We start from the raw sequence: 17505 nt of genomic DNA on the forward strand, positions 1-17505 counted from the left end.
GCGCGCAAGGGTGGCCGACTTTTGCGCCGCCCAGTGGCTGGGTTTTACGCCGCCGTTGACAGGGCATTGTGGATCAGCCACACGGCTCAAGGCTTGGGAGACCCCTCTGGCTTTGCAAGCAGGGCCGAGCGGCGCAGCGAGTCCACCAGAATGGCCCCAACCGCCAATGTGCCAGTGCAGTTATCGCCGTTGGCGCTGTAAACATTGGATAGCAAGCTGATCAATGCTGGATCGATGATGGTCATCAGTACCGCTGCTCCCTAGACCACGCGCATGTGAACATGCTCTTGGGAACGCGAGGGGACAACGGATTTGATACACGTTAAACAAGAATTAATCTACATTTATTCGCGCGTAATCATGCACGTCCCTTCTGGGGAATACCGATCGCAGCACGAGCGGCGCGGGCGATGACCAGATCCTCGCGCGTGTTCACGATCATCACCGTGGTGCGCGAAAAGTCCGAGGACAGGATGGTCGCATTCTCGGCATTGCGGCCATGGTCGATCTCTATCCCCATCCAGCCCAGCCGCTCGCAAATGCGGCGGCGCACGACCCGACTGTTCTCACCGATGCCGCCACAGAAGATCAAGGCGTCGATGCCGCCCATCACCGCCGTCATGGCGCCGAGTTCGCGCTGCACACGGAACACGAAATAGTCGATGGCGCGGTGGCTGGCGGCATTGTCGGCCTCTTCCAGTGTCCGCATGTCGTTGGACAGCCCGCCCGACAGACCCAGCAGACCCGACTCATTATATAGGATCTGGCGGATCTGGGCCGTGTCCAGATGTTCCCTGTCCAGCATGTAGAGCAGCACGCCCGGGTCAATCTGGCCGCAGCGGGTGCCCATCGGCAAGCCGTCAAGCGCCGAAAAGCCCATCGACGAGGCGACGGAGCGACCGCGATGGATCGCGCACATGGATGCGCCGTTGCCCAGATGCGCCACGACAACGCGGCCCGCCATCAGATGCGGCGCGATCCGTTCCAGTTCGCCCGTGACATAGTCGTAGCTGAGTCCGTGAAAGCCGTAGCGGCGCACACCCGCCTCGTAATAACGGCGGGGGATGGCGAAGGTGTCGTTTACGAACGGTTGACCGCGATGAAAGGCGGTGTCGAAACAGGCGACCTGTGGCACACCGGGAAAAGCCTGCTGCGCGGCACGGATGCCGGCGATGTTGTGGGGCTGGTGCAGGGGCGCGAAAGGCTCCAGTTCGGTCAGCTTGGCGATGACTTCTTCGGTCGCCAGGACCGGCTCGGAATAGTCCAGGCCACCATGAACGACGCGGTGTCCGACCGCGACCATACGCAGGTCGGGAAAAATCCGCTTGACGGTTGCAATCACCACCGCCAGCGCGTCGGCATGGCTGGTCAGATCGCCCGGCTCCCGTTCCAGCACATTGCCATCCGCATCCTTCAGCTTCAGCGTGCCTTGAGGGCCGATGCGGTCGGCCTGTCCGGTCATCAGCGGATCGTCGCCCAGAGCGGGAAACAAGGCGACCTTCAGCGATGACGAGCCGGCATTCAGCGCCAGAAAGCCGCTGTTGCCGAGGGGCAGTTCTTTCATCCCTTTTCTTTCTTGCAAGCATGGTGCAGCGCGGCCACCGCACAAGACGCGAGCCGCGACATCGGACTGTCCGAGCGGGAGTTCAGGATCACCGGCACGCGCGCGCCGAGGACAAGCCCGGCGCCTTCGGCATGGCTGATGAAGGACAGCTGCTTGGCCAGCATGTTGCCCGCGTCGATCCCCGGCACGACAAGGATGTTGGCATGACCCGCCACGCCGCCTTTCAACCCCTTGGTGCGCGCCGCACCAAGATCCACGGCATTGTCCATGGCCAGCGGCCCGTCGACAAGCCCGCCATGGATCTGGCCCCGTTCGGCCATCTTGGAAAGCAGCGCAGCGTCGATCGACGACTGGATCGCCGGAGTGACGGTTTCCACCGCCGATAGAATGCCCGCGCGCGGCTCCATTCCCAGCGACAGCGCCAGGTCGATGGCGTTCTGGGTGATGTCCACCTTGGTCGCCAGATCGGGGGCGATGTTGATCGCCGCATCGGTGACCATCACCGGTTCGGGGCGGCCGGGCACGTCCATGACGAAGACATGAGTGAAGCGCCGCCCGACGCGTAGCCCGTCGACCTTGTCCAGCATCGGCTTCAGCAGGTCGTCGGTATGCAGGTGCCCCTTCATGACCGCGCCGGCACGGCCTTCATGGACCAGCCGGCAGGCGGTTGCGGCCGCCGCCTGATCACCGGCGATGTCGATGACCTCGGCTCCCGTCAGATCCAGCCCGCCTTCGCAAGCCACCGCCGCGATCCGCGCGGCGTCACCGATCAGGATCGGCAGGATGATGTTTTCGCGCGCGGCCAGCAGTGCGCCGCCCAGCGAATTGGCGTCATCCGGGCAGACCACCGCCACGGGCAGCGGCGCCAAGGTTCGGGCGCGCTCGATGAGCACCTCGAAATGGCGGTGGCGTTGGACGATCAGGCCTGGCACCTCGATATCGCCACGGTTGAATTTCTGCGACGGGGCGATAACCTCGGCTTGGCCGTGGATGATGCGCGCGCCGTCCGCAGGCCGCGTCACCTCGGTTTCCAGGGTGACCACGCCGCTCTCGGATTTGTCGGCCACCGTGACCCGGCACAGCAATTCGTCGCCGGCATGCGCACGCGCGTGAAAATTCAGCGTTTGGCGCTGGTAAAGCGTGCCGGGTCCCGGCAGCAGATTGCCCAGGACCGCCGAGATCAGCGAGGCCACGAACATGCCCGGCGCCACGTTTTCGGGTTCGCCATCCCCGTCCATGTCGCCTGAGGGCAGGTGCATCGGGTTGTAGTTCCCCGATGCCGCCGCGAACACATACAGATCGTCCGGGGTGATCAAACGGCGCAGTTCCGCCGTTTGGCCGGGCTCAAGCTCGGCATAGATGCGATTGACGAGGTGCATTTCAGCCCTCGTCCCGGCCGCTGGCTGGCAGGATGTTGCCGCCGGTTCCAGCAGGCGCCTGCTTGCCATGGGCGGTCTCGGCGGCGGTCGTGTCCGGCGCCTTGGGCGGAGCGCCGACCGCAGGGGGTGTTTCCGCCGTGGCGCGCAGGGTCCGGCGCGCGGACGCGGGGCCGCGGCCGAGGCCCGCGACAGTTGCGGCAGGCGTTTGGGCGTCGATGCCGGCCACATCCGGTGGCCCCTTGACCGTGTCGTCCAACGGATCCTCGGTCACAGTCCCCACAAAGCGCGGCATTCCCAGAACATCGTGGAAGCGCTGCAGCATCCGTTGGGTTTCGAGCGACATCTCCTCGGTTGGGCCGGGGATGAAGCGCACCACCTTCAGCGCTAGCTCCCGATCCGCCATGTCGGGCAGCAGCATGGGCAGGGTCTCGATCGCGCGCTCGGGCTCGTAAGTCGCGAGCAGCGTCTGTTCGTGGATGATCCGCGCGCGCCGGTCAGCCCCCAGCGACCGGAACGGCTCGTCCCGCGTCAGCACCGTCGAGGACCGTTCCAGCCGGTCGCGGCGCACGCCCTTGCGTTTCTCGGCCAGCAACACCAGCATGCGGATGACCGCCTCGGCAAAGCCGCCGCGCTCGATATTCTGCAGCGCCAGGGCAACCTCGGGCAGACCGCGTAGCTCGCCAGTCCGTTTCAGGGTACGATGCGCCTCATGCGTGCCGCCGAAGCTGCGCATCCAGGGATTTGACCACAGTGTGTAGAAGCTGAGTTCATAGATCATGTCACGGCTGTCGCGCATGACGTCGATCATCTGCTCGATCGCCTCCACCCACAGCGCTTCGGCGGCCAGCCAGGGGTTGTCCGGCGCGGCCTTGCGGCGGTTTTCGCGGACCTTCTCGGCCAACTGGGCAACATGGCCCATCATCGGGTTCTTCGACGAGGCCAGGGCGCGTTCCAGCCGCTTTGGATGCAGCGCCCGCGACAGTTCGGCCGTGGTTGGAGTGACCATGGCCTTGATCAGCGGCCGCATCATCGTGTCATAGATCTGCGTCTGCACCTCCGAGGCGCGGGCAACGGCGGCGAAGGGACGTTCGTCCGCGAGACCATCGTCCAGGGCGCGAATGTCGTTCAGCGTGCGTTCGGCGAAACCAACCGTGAAGTGCTTTTTGCCGTCGCGTTCCTCGACATCCTCGATGCGCATCTCGTAAAGTCCCGGTGCCAGCGCCTCGATGGTCTTCAGCGTCGAGGCGACCTCGGCATGTTCCTTCTTCGCGATCTTCGAGGACACAAAGATCCCCAGATGGCCCACCTCTTCATGGACCATATAGATGATGCACTGTCCACAGATGCGGATTTCCTGCACATCGCTATAGGTTTCGGCGATCCAGTTCAGGGCCTGCTGGGGCGGCGTGATGTTGTCGCCATGACTGGCGAAGACGATGATTGGCGCATGGATCGCCTTGAGGTCGACGGGTCGGCCCGGTTCAATCCGTGCCTCGTTCTTGGCAAGGCGGTTGCCGACGAAAAGCTGCTCGACGATCCAGCGGATTTCGGCCTCGGTCAGCATGAAGAAGCCGCCCCACCACGTTTCGAATTCAAGAAAGCTCTTATCGCCCTTGTCGATGTCGCGGAACAGGTCGGTATACTTGCGAAACAGCGTGCGGCCGGGGTTCAAGGCCTCGAAGTTCTGGACCAGATGCGCGCCGTCGAAGATGCCGCCGCCCAGGTCGGATACGAACATCGCGATCCATGTCCCGCCCAAGATGCCTGCGTTGTAGCGCATCGGGTTTTCGCCCACCTTCCCTGCCCAGGGAACCACAGGCGCGCCGTTGACCACGATCGGACCGGTCAGATCGTTGTTGGTGGCGGCCAGCAGCAGCGTCGCCCAGCCACCCTGGCAATTGCCGGTGATAATGGGATTGCTGGACTTCGGATGGCGGCGCATCACTTCGCGTACAAAGGCAGCCTCGGCGCGGGAGACATCGGCCAGAGACTGCCCGGGCTCGGGACGCGAGCGGAAGGCCACGAAATAGACGGGATGGCCGGCGGCCAGAGCTACGCCGACCTGGCTGTCGCTCTTGAAGCCGCCGATCCCCGGCCCGTGCCCGGCACGCGGGTCGATGATGATATAGGGACGGCGGGTGTCGTCAATTACGACACCTTCGGGCGGCGTGATCTTCAGCAGCATGTAATTGCAGGGATAGGGCAGACCCTTGCCGTCCATGACCACCTCGTAGTCATAGATCAGCACAGGCGGGCAATCGGCCGCCTCGTGTGCCAGGAAGATGTCGCCGCGCTTGCGCAGCGTGTCGGCGGTCAGCACCGCGCGTTCGGCCACATCGCGCTGATAGTCTGCGAGGGAGGCGCCCAGACGGCCTTCCGAGTGAAACTGGCTCATGGACTCAGTCAAGGCCGATCCTGCCTCAAGCAGCCTGCGGGTCCGCTCGGCATGGTCTTCCAGGATGCGCCGGCTGTGGCGCTGCACCGCCGTGGACAAGATCCTGGCGGTCTGCGAACTGGCCTCGATTTCGGCGCGAGCGGCACCGATCCTCGTTTGCAGCAGATCAAGCGTGTCGCTCTGGATGCGCGGCGTGCCAGGCTGAAGCCTTGGATCAAAGAGGTCGAACACGCTTGCCATGATGTCTATCCTTCAGGCCGTAATCGAGAAGCCGCCGTCGATGTCGTGGACACCCCCGGTCAGAGTGCGCGCCTCGTTCGATGCCAGGAAGGCAGCCATCGCTCCCACATCCTCGATCGTGGCCAACTGGCGAGTTGGCGCGCGCGCGGCGGCCTGATCCAGTAGGTCATCGAAATGGTCGATCCCCGATGCCGCCCGTGTCGCGAGCGGACCGGGCGAAAGGGCATGAACGCGGATGCCCTGCGATCCCAGTTCGGCCGCGGCATAGCGTGTCGCGCTTTCAAGCGCGGCCTTTACCGGACCCATCATGTTGTAATGGCGCACCACCCGACTGGCTCCCAAGAAAGACACCGACAGGCAGCAGCCGCCATTCCGCATCAGCGGCTCGGCCAGTCGGATCATGCGCAGGAACGAATGGACCGAGACATCCATCGCCAGACCGAACCCTGCAGCCGAGCAGTCGACCACCCGGCCATGCAGGTCCTCCCGAGGCGCGAAGGCGATCGAGTGCAGCAGCGTGTCGAGCCGGCCCCAGCGATCCGTGATTTCCTGGAACACCGCCTCGGTTTGGCCGGGCTGGGTTACGTCCAGCGGCATGGTGATCTCTGCCCCCAATTCCTCGGCCAAGGGGCGGACGAACCGCTCGGCCTTTTCGTTCAGCCAAGTTATGGCCAGATCTGCGCCCTGTGCACGGAAGGCCTGAGCACAGCCCCAGGCAATGGAGTTCTGGTTTGCGATACCAACGACGAGCACCTTTTGTCCCGACATGGAAAACACTCACGGACCTCCAGATGACGCCAGTTGCCTTGGGATTTACCGGCCAGATAAATGACGAATGGTCAAGTCACCCGGCATGGTTGTCCCCTTGCCTACGTGAGCGACCTGGTTTGTCCTTTCCTCACAATGGCGTGGTTTCGAGCAGAACGACAGACGGTGATCACTTTAACAATGCCCTACGCGCCGCGTCTTGGCGGGACACCCCCGCCATAACCGATATCCGGACCGCGTTCGGTCAAGGCGAAATCCTGCAGCCTCAAGCTGGCATCCGGGTTCTGCGCGGACAGGGCGATGAGCGTTTTGAAGGCCGCGTGGATGATGTCTTTCTTGGAGGCGTCGGGGTAGAGCTTTCGGATCTGCTCCAGCATGTCCTTGTTCGAAACGCCTGCCCCTGCCAGGGAAACGAGTGTAGCCTCCAGGCTTGTTGGTCGCTTTTTGTCTGTCACGGATCCATTCTCCTGCCGGACCGTCAAGAGTTCGGGATAGTCTTAGCCCTCCTCAGTGACAGTATTGCGACGAAATGCTGCCCTGCCGACCATAGTGTGGCCGGCATCCAGTACTTAGAAGTGATTGTTCAATGGCTTGGCGGGGGCTTCTGGGAGGGGACGTCGAGGCCGGGTTGCAGACTTCTCGCAAGGCTACATATCGTCTCGATGTGCTTGCATGACAAAGGCGCCGCAATGCTGATCCGAGTCGGGGATGAGCGAACCGAGTATCGATCTGTTTTTGGCCGGTCTGCTCTCGACCGTCGCCGGAGCGCTGAATGCCGTCGGATTTCTCCTAGCCAGATCGTTCACCGCAAACATGACAGGCAATGTTTCGGCATTTGCGGATCAGATTGCGGGCGGTGAAATCACGACAGCGCTGTTCCTCGCAGGATTGGTTGCCGCGTTCATCTGCGGGGCCGGGATTACCGCCCTCGCCATACAGACGGGCGAACGCAACCAACTCCGTCCGGTCTATGCTCTTGCTATCGCTGCAGAGGCGGTGATCCTCTTGTGTTTGGGCGTCGTTCTGATCCGAGACAGCACCCAACAGAAACTTCTGGTGATTGCCCTAAGCTTCGTCATGGGTCTCCAGAATGCGGCGACCACTATGATCTCCAGGGCACGCGTGCGCACAACCCATGTCTCGGGCATGGCAACGGATGTGGGGATTGGACTGGCAGCGTTTATGGGCGACGAGGCCACGAAACGCCAGGCACGTCCGAAACTGAAGCTGCATAGCCTGACCCTCCTATGCTTCACAGGCGGAGGCATAGCGGGCGCGATCCTGTTCGGATTGATGGGCAACTGGCTGTTCGTGATCGCGGCCGTGATTTTGCTGCTTGTTGCAGTCCCGAAGTCTTTCGTGCTCGGCGCGAGCAATTGCCGAGCTAGGATCATATGGGGATCGTTGAGAGGACGGCCAGCTTGCCCCAGAACAGGTCCGTTGAAGGCCAGCAAATGCTGGCAGGACGAAATCTCAGATGAATGGTCCGATATTTTTTGCAATGAAGGGGCGGCTACTGTTACAGATCAGGACATGACACAGATTTTGATCGGCTACGCCCGTTGTTCCACCGACAAACAGGATCTCGCTACGCAGAAGGGTATCCTTGCCAGCTTCGGGGTTGCCTCCGATCGCATCTACACCGACCACGGCTTTACCGGCACGAACCGTGCCCGCCCTGGTCTCGATCAGGCGCTTGCAGCCTTACGAGAGGGTGACACCTTGGTCGTGCCGAAGCTTGATCGCCTGGCACGGTCCGTTCCTGACGCCCGCGACATTGCCGACAAGCTGGCCGCACGCGGCATCAAGCTTCAGCTTGGCACCTCAATCCATGATCCGACCGACCCGATGGGCAAGCTGTTCTTCAACATCTTGGCGACCTTTGCCGAATTCGAGGCGGACCTGATCCGCATGCGGACCCGCGAGGGCATGGCCGTGGCTCGCGCCAAGGGCAAGCTGCGCGGCAAGAAGCCGAAGCTATCAGAGCGCCAGCACAAGGAGCTGCGGCGCATGTATGACACTGGCGAGTATTCCATCAGCGACCTGGCAGAGGTGTTCTCGATCTCGCGGCCGACCGTGTATCGCACCTTGGGCCGGCAGGCGGCGGCGTGATGACAGATGACCCAAAGCCTCCACGGCCGCCGTCGCTGAAAAGCGAGACCCGCCAGACGAACTGGCGCCGCACCAACCTGCCGAAGTATCTGGCTCATCTTGCGGTTCAGCGAGCGCTTTCTTCGGGCGAACTAGAAAAGCAAGTCTGCGAGGTATGCGGCACTGCGAAGGTTGATGCTCATCACGACCGGTACGATGAACCCTTGAACGTCAGGTGGCTTTGCCGCCGCCATCACGTCAAGCTGCACCACTACGGCGAGGATATGTTTCCTGTTGGTCCGACACTGCAGCTGATGTCTAAGCGTTAATGGAAAATGAATTTAGGGTCAGGATTCATAACCAATAGATGACGAGAGCCGCGAGGGTGATGGCTGAGAGGAAGACCTTGGGACATCGGTCATAGCGGGTCGCGACGCGCCTCCAGTCCTTGAGCCTGCCGAACATGATCTCGATGCGGTTACGCCGCTTGTATCTCCGCTTATCGTATTTGATCGCCGTCTTGCGTTTCTTCCGGCCTGGGATGCAGGCACGTATCCCCTTGTCCTGCAACGCTTCTCTGAACCAGTCAGCGTCATAGCCACGATCTCCGAGTACCCATTTGACGTTTGGCAGGCCACTCAGCAGGGCCCGAGCGCCGATATAATCGCTGACCTGTCCAGCGGTGACGAACAGGTCGATCGGTCGCCCCTGACTGTCGCAGATGGCGTGCAGCTTGGTGTTCATACCGCCTTTGGTTCGACCGATCAGGCGACCACGCCCCCCTTTTTGGCGGCCATGCTGGTCGCCGTTCGATGGGCCTTGAGGTATGTTGCGTCGATCATCACGGTCGTTTTCTCGCCGTGTTCCGCCGCCAGCCCGGCCATCATCCGCGCGAAGATGCCCTTTTCGCTCCAACGCTTTTACCGGCTGTAGAGCGTCTTATGTGGGCCATACGCGGCGGGCGCATCGCGCCAACGCAAGCCATTGCGATTGATGAAAATAATCCCGCTCAGCACCCGTCTGTCATCAACCCGGGGCTTCCCGTGCGACTTGGGAAAGAAGGGAGCCAGGCGCGCCATCTGCGCGTCGGTCAGCCAGAAGAGATCGCTCATGTCACCGCTCCGTTTTCGGAGGCGTGAATCACGCAGCGCAACAGAAATCAATGCATCCTGACCCTAGGCTGCATCCGAGAGACCTTGCGGCTTCCCGCCGATTTTCGCGTGAATGCGGTTACTTGGTCGCCTGCCGGTGTTTCTTGAACAGCGACGACTGCCTATACTGGCTCTTTCCCGACACTTCGCGCCCCAACCATGTCGGCTTCTCGAATTCAGCATCCTCGCTCGGCAGTTCAATCTCGGCCAGCACGAGGCCTGTGTGAACGCCCTGAAACTCGTCGACTGTCCAGACATACCCACCATGGGGGATGAAGTACCGAGTCTTCTTCAGAATTGTCCCGTCGCAATGGTCTTCCAAGAGGGCAAGGCCATCTCTGGCAGGAATTTCGTATTCGAATTCGTCGCGGGTCAGACCCTTCTTGGGCCCTTTGACGCTGAGAGTTGCCTTGTCGTCGCAGAAGCGCACCCGGATCTTCCGTCCATCACGGAATGCCAAGAGGCCGTCACGGATCTCAACCTTATGCGTGGCGAGCTCGCGCCAAGTATCCGTGCTGAGCAGAAACTTGCGTTCAATTTCCTTCGCCACAACCGTTCCGATCTCGAAATACCGCCTGCCGTTATCACCTTTGGTCATCGAGGGGCACGGCACAATGCGCATAGCCTGAAGTAGAGGCGACAAACAGAGCGCTGCCTCGACGGAAGCAGGCCGTTACAAAACCTTCACTTGGCAGGCAATCAATAATTCAATAATACATGAAATATGGAAAAAGAGATTCCCGACCAACTGTCCACCCTCGGCCATCCGCAGCGGTTGGCGATCTTCCGGCTGCTGATGCGCCGATACCCTGACCGTGTTCCGGCCGGGGAGATCGCCTCCACGCTTGGCGTCAAGGCGAGCACGATGTCCACCTATCTGTCCGCACTGACGCGGGACCAGCTGGTGGAACAACAACGGGCAGGCACGTCGCTTCTCTACGCGATCAACATGACCACGGTGCAACGGCTGTTCGGATACCTGTTCAGCGATTGCTGCCGTGGCCGTCCCGATATCTGCATGCCTTTCAGCACAGGAACCACCCCCATGTCTGGCCGCAAATACAACGTCCTCTTCATCTGCGTGGGCAACTCCGCGCGGTCCATCTTCGCCGAGTCACTCCTGCGCAGTGCCGCTGGCGACAGGTTCATTGCGTATTCCGCAGGAACTCGACCGGGGACCCAACTCAATCCCTTCGCGGTGCAGGTCTTGCAGGACAAGGGGCATGACGTTTCCGTACTGCGCTCGAAGGACGTGTCCGAGTTTGCTCGCCCCGATGCGCCGCAGTTCGACTTCGTCTTCACGGTTTGCGATCAGGCGGCAAACGAGGAATGCCCCGCTTGGGAGGGGCAGCCAGTAAGTGGCCATTGGGGTATGCCGGACCCGGTCAAAGTCGAAGGAACCAATGCTGAAAAAGCGCTGGCCTTCCAACAGGCTTACGGGGCGCTCAAGCACCGGATCGAAGCCTTTGTCGCCCTACCGATCGAGACCCTGGACCGCATTGCATTGCAAAAAGCCGTGGACGACATCGGCCGCGCCAGCCCCGAGACACTGGCATGACCACCTACGCACTGAATGGCCTCGGTCGCATGGGCAAGCTCGCCCTCAAGCCTCTCCTCGATAGCGGCGCCAAGATCGCCTGGATCAACGACGCTGTGGGTGATCCGGAGATACACGCGCATCTTCTGGAGTTCGATACGGTCCACGGACGCTGGGATGCCGCGTTCTCGCATGACGCCGAAAGCGTCACGATCAATGGCACACGCCTGCCGTTCATCGGCGCACGCGCGATTGCCGATCTGCCGCTGGACGGTGTCGATGTGGTGATCGACTGCACCGGCGTCTTCAAGACCGAGGCCAAGATCGCCCCCTATTTCGAGGCGGGCGTGAAGAAGGTCGTGGTCTCCGCCCCGGTGAAGGACGGCAATGCGGCCAACATCGTCTACGGCGTCAACAACGAGACATATGATCCTGCCGAGCACCGGATCGTCACCGCGGCTTCCTGCACGACCAACTGCCTCGCGCCGGTGGTGAAGGTGGTTCACGAGACTTTCGGCATCAAGCATGGCTCGATCACCACGATCCATGACGTGACCAACACCCAGACCATCGTCGACCGCCCGGCAAAGGACCTGCGTCGGGCGCGGTCTGCGCTGAATTCGCTGATCCCGACGACGACCGGCTCGGCCACCGCGATCACCTTGATCTATCCGGAATTGAAGGGTCGTCTGAACGGCCATGCGGTGCGCGTGCCGCTGCTCAATGCCTCGCTGACCGACTGCGTCTTCGAGCTGGAGCGTGCTGTCACGGCGGAAGAGGTCAACGCCGCCTTCGAGGCTGCGGCCAATGGCCCGCTGAAAGGCATCCTCGGCTACGAGACGCGTCCGCTTGTCTCGACCGATTACACCAATGATCCGCGCTCCTCGATTATAGACGCGCCATCGACGATGGTGATCAATGGCACGCAGCTGAAGATCTACGCCTGGTACGACAACGAATGGGGCTATGCCAACCGGCTGGTCGACGTCGCGCTGATGGTCGGGGACTCACTGTGAGCCATCCCGCCCCGGCCCGTCCCGAAGGGCTGTCTGCCTATATCGCCGTCACGGCCGCCTATTGGGCCTTCATGCTGACCGATGGCGCGCTCAGGATGCTGGTGCTGCTGCATTTCCACACGCTAGGCTTCAGCCCGGTGCAGCTGGCCTACCTGTTCATTCTTTACGAAGTCGCAGGGATGATCACCAACCTCGCGGCAGGCTGGATCGCTCTGCGGTTCGGGCTGACCTCGACGCTCTATGCTGGACTCGGGTTGCAGGTGGTCGCGCTGCTTGCGCTTGCGCAGCTCGATCCGGGCTGGAGCATCGCGGCTTCGGTCGCCTTCGTCATGTGCGTCCAGGGTCTTTCAGGCGTGGCGAAGGACCTCGCCAAGATGTCCTCGAAATCGGCGGTGAAACTGCTGGCTCCTTCGGGCGATGGCGGACTGTTTCGCTGGGTCGCGGTACTGACCGGCTCGAAGAACGCAGTGAAGGGGCTGGGCTTCCTGCTTGGCGCGGCGCTGCTGGCGGTGCTTGGCTTCGACTGGGCCGTGCTGGGCATGGCCATCGTCCTCGGGGTGATCCTCGTCGCGGTCGTGCTGTTCATGCCTTCGGGCCTGCCCAAGGGCAGGAAGGGCACCAAGTTTTCCGAGGTCTTCTCGAAATCGGCCAACGTCAACTGGCTGTCGGCGGCGCGGGTGTTCCTGTTCGGGGCGCGCGACGTCTGGTTCGTCGTGGGCATCCCGATCTACTTCTATGCGGTGCTCTCGGACGGCACCGAGGATGGCAACCGCGCTGCCTTCTTCATGATCGGCACCTTCATGGCGGTCTGGGTCATCCTCTATGGGATGGTGCAGGCCAGCGCACCGAAGATCCTGCGCGCGGCGAGCCGCCCGGAGGGCGAGCTGATCCGTGCGGCTCGGAGCTGGGCTCTTGCGCTCTTCGTCGTGCCAGCCGCGTTGACGGTGGCCGTTGCGTTTTCGCCTGCGCCGCAGACCTGGCTGACGGTGACGCTGGTCCTGGGTCTGCTGGCTTTCGGCGCGCTGTTTGCCGTGAATTCCTCGCTCCACTCCTACCTGATCCTCGCCTTCTCGAAATCTGAACGGGTCACGATGGATGTAGGCTTTTACTACATGGCCAATGCGGGCGGTCGTCTGATCGGCACGCTCCTGTCCGGCCTCACCTACCAGATCGGCGGGTTGACCCTCGTCATGGGCACGGCGGCGGTCATGGTCGTCCTGGCAGCCCTGACCTCGGGGCGGCTGACCGATCAGACGAACGAGGTGACTGCATGAGTATTTTCGAACGCTACCTGACCGTCTGGGTCGGGCTCGCGATGATTGCCGGTGTCCTGATCGGTCAGGGCGCGCCCTGGCTTGTGCAGGCCATTGCCGCGACCGAGATCGCCAGCGTGAACCTTGTCGTGGCCGTGCTGATCTGGGCCATGGTCTACCCGATGATGGTGGGGGTGGATTTTGGCGCGGTGGCCGGTGTCGCGCGCCAGCCCAAGGGGCTTTTGGTGACGCTGGCCGTCAACTGGCTGATTAAGCCGTTCACCATGGCGTTTCTGGCTGTGTTGTTCTTTGACCATGTCTTCGCGCCGCTGATCTCCCCCGAAGATGCTGCCCAGTATACTGCGGGGCTGATCCTGCTCGGGGCCGCGCCCTGCACGGCGATGGTCTTCGTCTGGTCGCAGCTGACCAAGGGCGACGCCACCTACACGCTGGTGCAGGTCTCGGTAAACGATCTGGTCATGGTGGTGGCCTTTGCACCGATCGTGGCCCTTCTTCTGGGCGTGACGGAGCTGTCGGTGCCGTGGGAAACGCTGGTGCTGGCCACGATGCTCTATGTCGTCCTGCCGCTCGGAGCCGGGCTGATCACGCGCCGCAAGCTGGGCTCGAAGGCGGCGATTGATGCGTTTTCGGCGCGTGTGAAGCCCTGGTCCGTGGTCGGGCTGATCGCAACCGTCGCCATCCTCTTTGGACTTCAGGGGGAAACGATCCTTGCCAAGCCGACGGTGATCTTGCTGATCGCGGTGCCGATCATCATCCAGAGCTACGGCATCTTCGCCCTGGCCTATGGCGCGGCCTTCGCCCTTAAAGTGCCGCACCGGATCGCCGCCCCCTGCGCCTTGATCGGAACATCGAACTTCTTCGAACTGGCGGTTGCGGTAGCAATCTCGCTCTTTGGCCTGAACTCCGGCGCGGCGCTGGCCACGGTGGTGGGGGTGCTGGTCGAGGTGCCGGTGATGCTGTCGCTCGTGGCTTTTGCCAATCGCACCCGCGCACGCTTTCCCGAGCCTGCGGCATGAGCATCGTCATCCACCACAATCCGGATTGCGGGACCTCCCGCAATGTTCTGGCCTTTCTTCGAGCGACCGGCGAAGAGCCGGTCGTCATCGAATACCTGAAGGAAGGCTGGACACGCCCGCAGCTGCTAGCGTTGTTCGCGGCGGCGGGGCTGTCCCCGCGTAGCGCCTTGCGAGAAACGAAATCTCCCGCTGAGGCGCTCGGCCTTCTGGAACCGGGTGTCTCTGATGACACGCTCCTGAAGGCGATGATCGAACACCCGATCCTGGTGAACCGGCCCATTGTCTGCACGCCCAAAGGGGTGCGCCTGTGTCGCCCGTCCGAAACCGTTCTCGACCTTCTGGACAGGCTGCCGCCCGGACCGCTGTTCAAGGAGGACGGAGACATGATCCTGAACGAAGAGGGACAACGCATTGCCTGAAACGCCGAACCTTGATGAGACCTTGCTGCGCCAGCCAGACCCGGACACGCTGTTCCCTGCGACGCGCAGCACCCATGCTCCGCGCATTCTGATGCTTTACGGATCGCTGCGCGAGCGCAGCTTCTCGCGGCTTGCAGCCGAAGAGGCCGCGCGCATTCTCGAACGCCTCGGGGCCGAGGTGCGGTTCTTCGATCCCCGTGATCTGCCGCTGCCTGACAGCGTCGGGGCCGACCACCCCAAGGTGGCCGAGCTACGCGATCTGGTGCAGTGGTGCGAAGGCATGGTCTGGTCATCCCCCGAACGTCACGGGGCCATGACCGGCATCATGAAGGCGCAGATCGACTGGATTCCGCTCTCGCTCGGTTCCGTGCGTCCGACCCAGGGCAAGACGCTGGCGGTGATGCAGGTCTCCGGCGGATCGCAGAGCTTCAACACGGTCAATCAGCTGCGCATCCTCGGGCGCTGGATGCGCCTGCTGACCATCCCGAACCAATCCTCGGTCGCCAAGGCGTGGAATGAGTTCGAGGAAGATGGGCGGATGAAACCCTCGCCTTATTACGACCGGATCGTCGACGTGATGGAGGAGTTGGTGAAATTCACCCTGCTGACGCGCGACATCCGCGATCATCTGGTCGACCGCTATTCCGAACGGAAGGAAAGCCATGCCGAACTGTCGGCACGGGTGAACCTGAAGACGATCTAATTCGACGTCGCTGGAAATAGATGTTGACGCCCGCGAGATTTGGCGCGCATCTACTTCCATGAACATCGAAACAGCTTCCCATCAACTTGACGCCCTCGGCAACGCGACACGTCTGCGCATCTACCGGACTCTGGTGCGCGCCGGTGAAAGCGGCGCTCCGGTCGGTCGGGTGCAAGACGCTCTTGGGCTTCCGGCATCGACCCTGTCGCATCACCTAAAAAAGCTGCTCGATGTCGGTCTGATCCGACAGGAGCGCAGCGGCAACACGCTGCACTGCCACGCCGAATATCCTGCGATGAAGGCGTTGGTGGGCTTCCTGGTGGACGAGTGCTGTGCAGATGAGGACGCACCCGGCCAATGATCCCGCCGCGCACAAAAGTCGTGTCTTCGCTCGGGATCGTCCAGATCTTCGCTTGGGGTAGCAGCTATTACCTGCTGGCACCGCTGGCCGGTGCAATCGCAGAAGATACCGAATGGGGTCATGCCCTGATTTCCGCCGGTGTATCGGTTGCCTTGCTCATGTCAGGTCTGACGGCACCGAAAATCGGCCGCTGGATCGGCCGGAGCGGTGGCAGAAAGACCCTCTGCCTCGGGATGGCCTTCATGGCCATTGGTCTGTTCCTTCTCAGCATGGCGCACGCCCCATGGGTCTACCTGCTCGCTTGGAGCGTCCTCGGTTGCGGGATGGCTGCCGGGCTCTACGACGCCGCCTTCTCCGTCCTGGGGGCCGCCTATGGACGTGATGCGCGATCCGCGATCACGCAACTGACCCTCTGGGGCGGCTTTGCCAGTACCGTGTGCTGGCCGCTTTCGGCTTGGCTGGTCGTAAGCATCGGCTGGCGCACAACCTGTCTGCTCTATGCTGGCATCCACATCTTCGGAACGCTGCCCCTTTGCTGGTGGGCCTTGCCGCATGCTTCCGCCACGCACTCAGCAACGATGCATGAACCAGTGCGCCGATCGGAAGTTGGCGTTCGCCGCGCCGATATCAGGTTCCTCTGTATCGTCGTCGCAGGCGTCACGCTGACTCTTCTTGCGACCATCTGGTCCATTCACATGGTGACGATCCTGACCGCCGGGGGCTACACCACGGCTGCAGCGATCGCGGTCGGTACTTTGATCGGGCCATCCCAAGTCGGTGCCCGCGTCGTCGAAATGATGGGAGGGGGCCGACATCACCCGATATGGACCATGCTTGCAGCGACCATGCTCGTTTTCGTCGGCTTCCTGGGGCTGCAGATGGGATTTCCAGCTGCCGCCGCTCTCGTCGCATACGGGGCCGGAAATGGCCTTTGGTCCATCGCGCGCGGTGCTCTTCCGCTCGCGCTCTACGGTCCGGAGCACTATGGCGCTCTAATGGGACGCTTGGCTCGCCCGATGCTGTTGGCTGGCGCTGCCGCCCCGACGCTTGGGGCATTGCTCATTGACAAGGTCGGCGCCGAAACGACGATGGTCCTTCTCGCCGCAACGGCCATCGTCCCGTTCTCGATGGCATTCTTGATCCATGTGGACTTGATGCGGGAGCGGCGCAGCGCAGAATTCCTATAGCGGAGGGCCGGTTCGCAAGACAGGAGCATTGTGGCGAGGTTACCGGATGCTCGACCCAATCTGTTCTATGTCGCCACGGATAAGAATGCTGCGAATGCTAAAAACTCTGAGCCGGGGCGGCTGGTTTGGGCTCGATGCGGTCATGCGGCGGTGCGGCAGGCCGTGTGACCATCCTGGCAGAGCGACATGGCACGCCCGGCCCTTTGCAGACGTTGGCGCGACGATCTGATGCTACGTCGCGGCTTCACCACTGCGGACATTCGGGGTGCCTGCAGCAATCTTCCTGTCCGAGCTTGAAGCAGGCTTCGCGCGGATTGCGGGTTGGCGTCGCGCAGAGTAAAAAATTCCGAGCAACACCGGGAGGTATTTATGGACCAGTCCGATCAGGAACTCGAGCGTCTCAG

General features: G+C 62.2%; 17 protein-coding genes and 1 pseudogene. 10 read left to right on the top strand and 8 right to left on the bottom strand.

Annotation, left to right across the window (positions count from 1 at the left end; all coding sequences use genetic code 11):
• Positions 1-86: 86 nt before the first annotated feature.
• The 6 genes from ACFSCT_RS10005 to ACFSCT_RS10030 all read right to left on the bottom strand — a co-directional run bounded on the left by ACFSCT_RS10005 (position 87) and on the right by ACFSCT_RS10030 (position 6723).
• Complete coding sequence (locus tag ACFSCT_RS10005) at positions 87-245, bottom strand: hypothetical protein (RefSeq protein WP_158212548.1); 159 nt, start codon at positions 243-245, stop codon at positions 87-89.
• A 113-nt stretch (positions 246-358) separates the two neighbouring features.
• Positions 359-1564 (bottom strand): acetate/propionate family kinase, encoded by a 1206-nt coding sequence (locus ACFSCT_RS10010; protein WP_088239044.1) that lies wholly within the window; start codon positions 1562-1564, stop codon positions 359-361.
• Positions 1561-2943: a bifunctional enoyl-CoA hydratase/phosphate acetyltransferase gene (locus ACFSCT_RS10015; protein ID WP_088233794.1), complete on the bottom strand. Its 1383-nt coding sequence runs from the start codon at positions 2941-2943 to the stop codon at positions 1561-1563. Before ACFSCT_RS10015 ends, ACFSCT_RS10010 begins: the two co-directional genes overlap by 4 nt.
• Before the next feature lies 1 nt (position 2944).
• On the bottom strand, positions 2945-5578 hold the full coding sequence (locus tag ACFSCT_RS10020) for a DUF3141 domain-containing protein (protein ID WP_088239043.1): 2634 nt from the start codon (positions 5576-5578) through the stop codon (positions 2945-2947).
• Between the two features lie 12 nt (positions 5579-5590).
• Complete coding sequence (fabI, locus tag ACFSCT_RS10025) at positions 5591-6346, bottom strand: enoyl-ACP reductase FabI (RefSeq protein ID WP_198947682.1); 756 nt, start codon at positions 6344-6346, stop codon at positions 5591-5593.
• Between the two features lie 185 nt (positions 6347-6531).
• Positions 6532-6723 carry a hypothetical protein gene (locus tag ACFSCT_RS10030; protein ID WP_143412883.1) on the bottom strand — a complete coding sequence of 64 codons (192 nt, stop codon included), beginning with the start codon at positions 6721-6723 and terminating at the stop codon, positions 6532-6534.
• A 331-nt stretch (positions 6724-7054) separates the two neighbouring features.
• On the opposite strand from ACFSCT_RS10030, the gene ACFSCT_RS19565 reads away from it, so the two are divergent.
• Together ACFSCT_RS19565 and ACFSCT_RS10045 are read left to right on the top strand one after the other, a co-directional pair.
• Positions 7055-8458 (top strand): recombinase family protein, encoded by a 1404-nt coding sequence (locus tag ACFSCT_RS19565; RefSeq protein ID WP_233141285.1) that lies wholly within the window; start codon positions 7055-7057, stop codon positions 8456-8458.
• The gene (locus ACFSCT_RS10045) at positions 8458-8766 is read left to right on the top strand and encodes a hypothetical protein (protein WP_088233790.1); all 309 of its coding nucleotides are present in this window, start codon (positions 8458-8460) and stop codon (positions 8764-8766) included. Before ACFSCT_RS19565 ends, ACFSCT_RS10045 begins: the two co-directional genes overlap by 1 nt.
• Before the next feature lie 25 nt (positions 8767-8791).
• Here ACFSCT_RS10045 and ACFSCT_RS10050 read toward each other — a convergent pair.
• Together ACFSCT_RS10050 and ACFSCT_RS10055 are read right to left on the bottom strand one after the other, a co-directional pair.
• Positions 8792-9549: pseudogene (locus ACFSCT_RS10050) on the bottom strand (IS5-like element ISPso2 family transposase).
• A 118-nt stretch (positions 9550-9667) separates the two neighbouring features.
• Complete coding sequence (locus ACFSCT_RS10055; RefSeq protein ID WP_198590225.1) at positions 9668-10186, bottom strand: CYTH domain-containing protein; 519 nt, start codon at positions 10184-10186, stop codon at positions 9668-9670.
• A 126-nt stretch (positions 10187-10312) separates the two neighbouring features.
• Here ACFSCT_RS10055 and ACFSCT_RS10060 point away from each other — a divergent pair, with 126 nt between their 5' ends.
• From ACFSCT_RS10060 to ACFSCT_RS10095, 8 genes are all read left to right on the top strand, one after another.
• On the top strand, positions 10313-11146 hold the full coding sequence (locus ACFSCT_RS10060; protein ID WP_088233789.1) for an arsenate reductase/protein-tyrosine-phosphatase family protein: 834 nt from the start codon (positions 10313-10315) through the stop codon (positions 11144-11146).
• Positions 11143-12141, top strand: coding sequence for an ArsJ-associated glyceraldehyde-3-phosphate dehydrogenase (locus ACFSCT_RS10065; protein ID WP_088233788.1), 999 nt, complete (start codon positions 11143-11145; stop codon positions 12139-12141). The genes ACFSCT_RS10060 and ACFSCT_RS10065 overlap by 4 nt, the downstream gene beginning before the upstream one ends.
• Before the next feature lie 71 nt (positions 12142-12212).
• Positions 12213-13415 carry an organoarsenical effux MFS transporter ArsJ gene (gene arsJ, locus ACFSCT_RS10070; protein WP_232816667.1) on the top strand — a complete coding sequence of 401 codons (1203 nt, stop codon included), beginning with the start codon at positions 12213-12215 and terminating at the stop codon, positions 13413-13415.
• Positions 13412-14431, top strand: coding sequence for an ACR3 family arsenite efflux transporter (arsB, locus tag ACFSCT_RS10075; protein WP_088233786.1), 1020 nt, complete (start codon positions 13412-13414; stop codon positions 14429-14431). Before arsJ ends, arsB begins: the two co-directional genes overlap by 4 nt.
• Positions 14428-14850, top strand: a complete 423-nt coding sequence (gene arsC, locus ACFSCT_RS10080; protein ID WP_088233785.1) for an arsenate reductase (glutaredoxin) — start codon at positions 14428-14430, stop codon at positions 14848-14850. The genes arsB and arsC overlap by 4 nt, the downstream gene beginning before the upstream one ends.
• Positions 14843-15553, top strand: a complete 711-nt coding sequence (arsH, locus tag ACFSCT_RS10085) for an arsenical resistance protein ArsH (RefSeq protein ID WP_088233784.1) — start codon at positions 14843-14845, stop codon at positions 15551-15553. Before arsC ends, arsH begins: the two co-directional genes overlap by 8 nt.
• A 58-nt stretch (positions 15554-15611) precedes the next feature.
• The gene (locus ACFSCT_RS10090; protein ID WP_088233783.1) at positions 15612-15914 is read left to right on the top strand and encodes an ArsR/SmtB family transcription factor; all 303 of its coding nucleotides are present in this window, start codon (positions 15612-15614) and stop codon (positions 15912-15914) included.
• Positions 15911-17101 (top strand): MFS transporter, encoded by a 1191-nt coding sequence (locus ACFSCT_RS10095; RefSeq protein ID WP_379142414.1) that lies wholly within the window; start codon positions 15911-15913, stop codon positions 17099-17101. Before ACFSCT_RS10090 ends, ACFSCT_RS10095 begins: the two co-directional genes overlap by 4 nt.
• Positions 17102-17505: the final 404 nt, after the last annotated feature.

This window comes from Paracoccus pacificus, from assembly GCF_042680785.1.
Taxonomy (GTDB): Bacteria; Pseudomonadota; Alphaproteobacteria; order Rhodobacterales; family Rhodobacteraceae; genus Paracoccus; species Paracoccus pacificus.

Bases quoted from the DNA above. Each gene is read 5' to 3' on its own strand.
- ACFSCT_RS10005 (WP_158212548.1), bottom strand. From the start codon at position 245: ATGACCATCATCGATCCAGCATTGATCAGCTTGCTATCCAATGTTTAC.
- ACFSCT_RS10010 (WP_088239044.1), bottom strand. From the start codon at position 1,564: ATGAAAGAACTGCCCCTCGGCAACAGCGGCTTTCTGGCGCTGAATGCC.
- ACFSCT_RS10015 (WP_088233794.1), bottom strand. From the start codon at position 2,943: ATGCACCTCGTCAATCGCATCTATGCCGAGCTTGAGCCCGGCCAAACG.
- ACFSCT_RS10020 (WP_088239043.1), bottom strand. From the start codon at position 5,578: ATGGCAAGCGTGTTCGACCTCTTTGATCCAAGGCTTCAGCCTGGCACG.
- fabI (WP_198947682.1), bottom strand. From the start codon at position 6,346: ATGTCGGGACAAAAGGTGCTCGTCGTTGGTATCGCAAACCAGAACTCC.
- ACFSCT_RS10030 (WP_143412883.1), bottom strand. From the start codon at position 6,723: ATGCTGGAGCAGATCCGAAAGCTCTACCCCGACGCCTCCAAGAAAGAC.
- ACFSCT_RS19565 (WP_233141285.1), top strand. From the start codon at position 7,055: ATGAGCGAACCGAGTATCGATCTGTTTTTGGCCGGTCTGCTCTCGACC.
- ACFSCT_RS10045 (WP_088233790.1), top strand. From the start codon at position 8,458: ATGACAGATGACCCAAAGCCTCCACGGCCGCCGTCGCTGAAAAGCGAG.
- ACFSCT_RS10055 (WP_198590225.1), bottom strand. From the start codon at position 10,186: ATGACCAAAGGTGATAACGGCAGGCGGTATTTCGAGATCGGAACGGTT.
- ACFSCT_RS10060 (WP_088233789.1), top strand. From the start codon at position 10,313: ATGGAAAAAGAGATTCCCGACCAACTGTCCACCCTCGGCCATCCGCAG.
- ACFSCT_RS10065 (WP_088233788.1), top strand. From the start codon at position 11,143: ATGACCACCTACGCACTGAATGGCCTCGGTCGCATGGGCAAGCTCGCC.
- arsJ (WP_232816667.1), top strand. From the start codon at position 12,213: ATGCTGACCGATGGCGCGCTCAGGATGCTGGTGCTGCTGCATTTCCAC.
- arsB (WP_088233786.1), top strand. From the start codon at position 13,412: ATGAGTATTTTCGAACGCTACCTGACCGTCTGGGTCGGGCTCGCGATG.
- arsC (WP_088233785.1), top strand. From the start codon at position 14,428: ATGAGCATCGTCATCCACCACAATCCGGATTGCGGGACCTCCCGCAAT.
- ACFSCT_RS10090 (WP_088233783.1), top strand. From the start codon at position 15,612: ATGAACATCGAAACAGCTTCCCATCAACTTGACGCCCTCGGCAACGCG.
- ACFSCT_RS10095 (WP_379142414.1), top strand. From the start codon at position 15,911: ATGATCCCGCCGCGCACAAAAGTCGTGTCTTCGCTCGGGATCGTCCAG.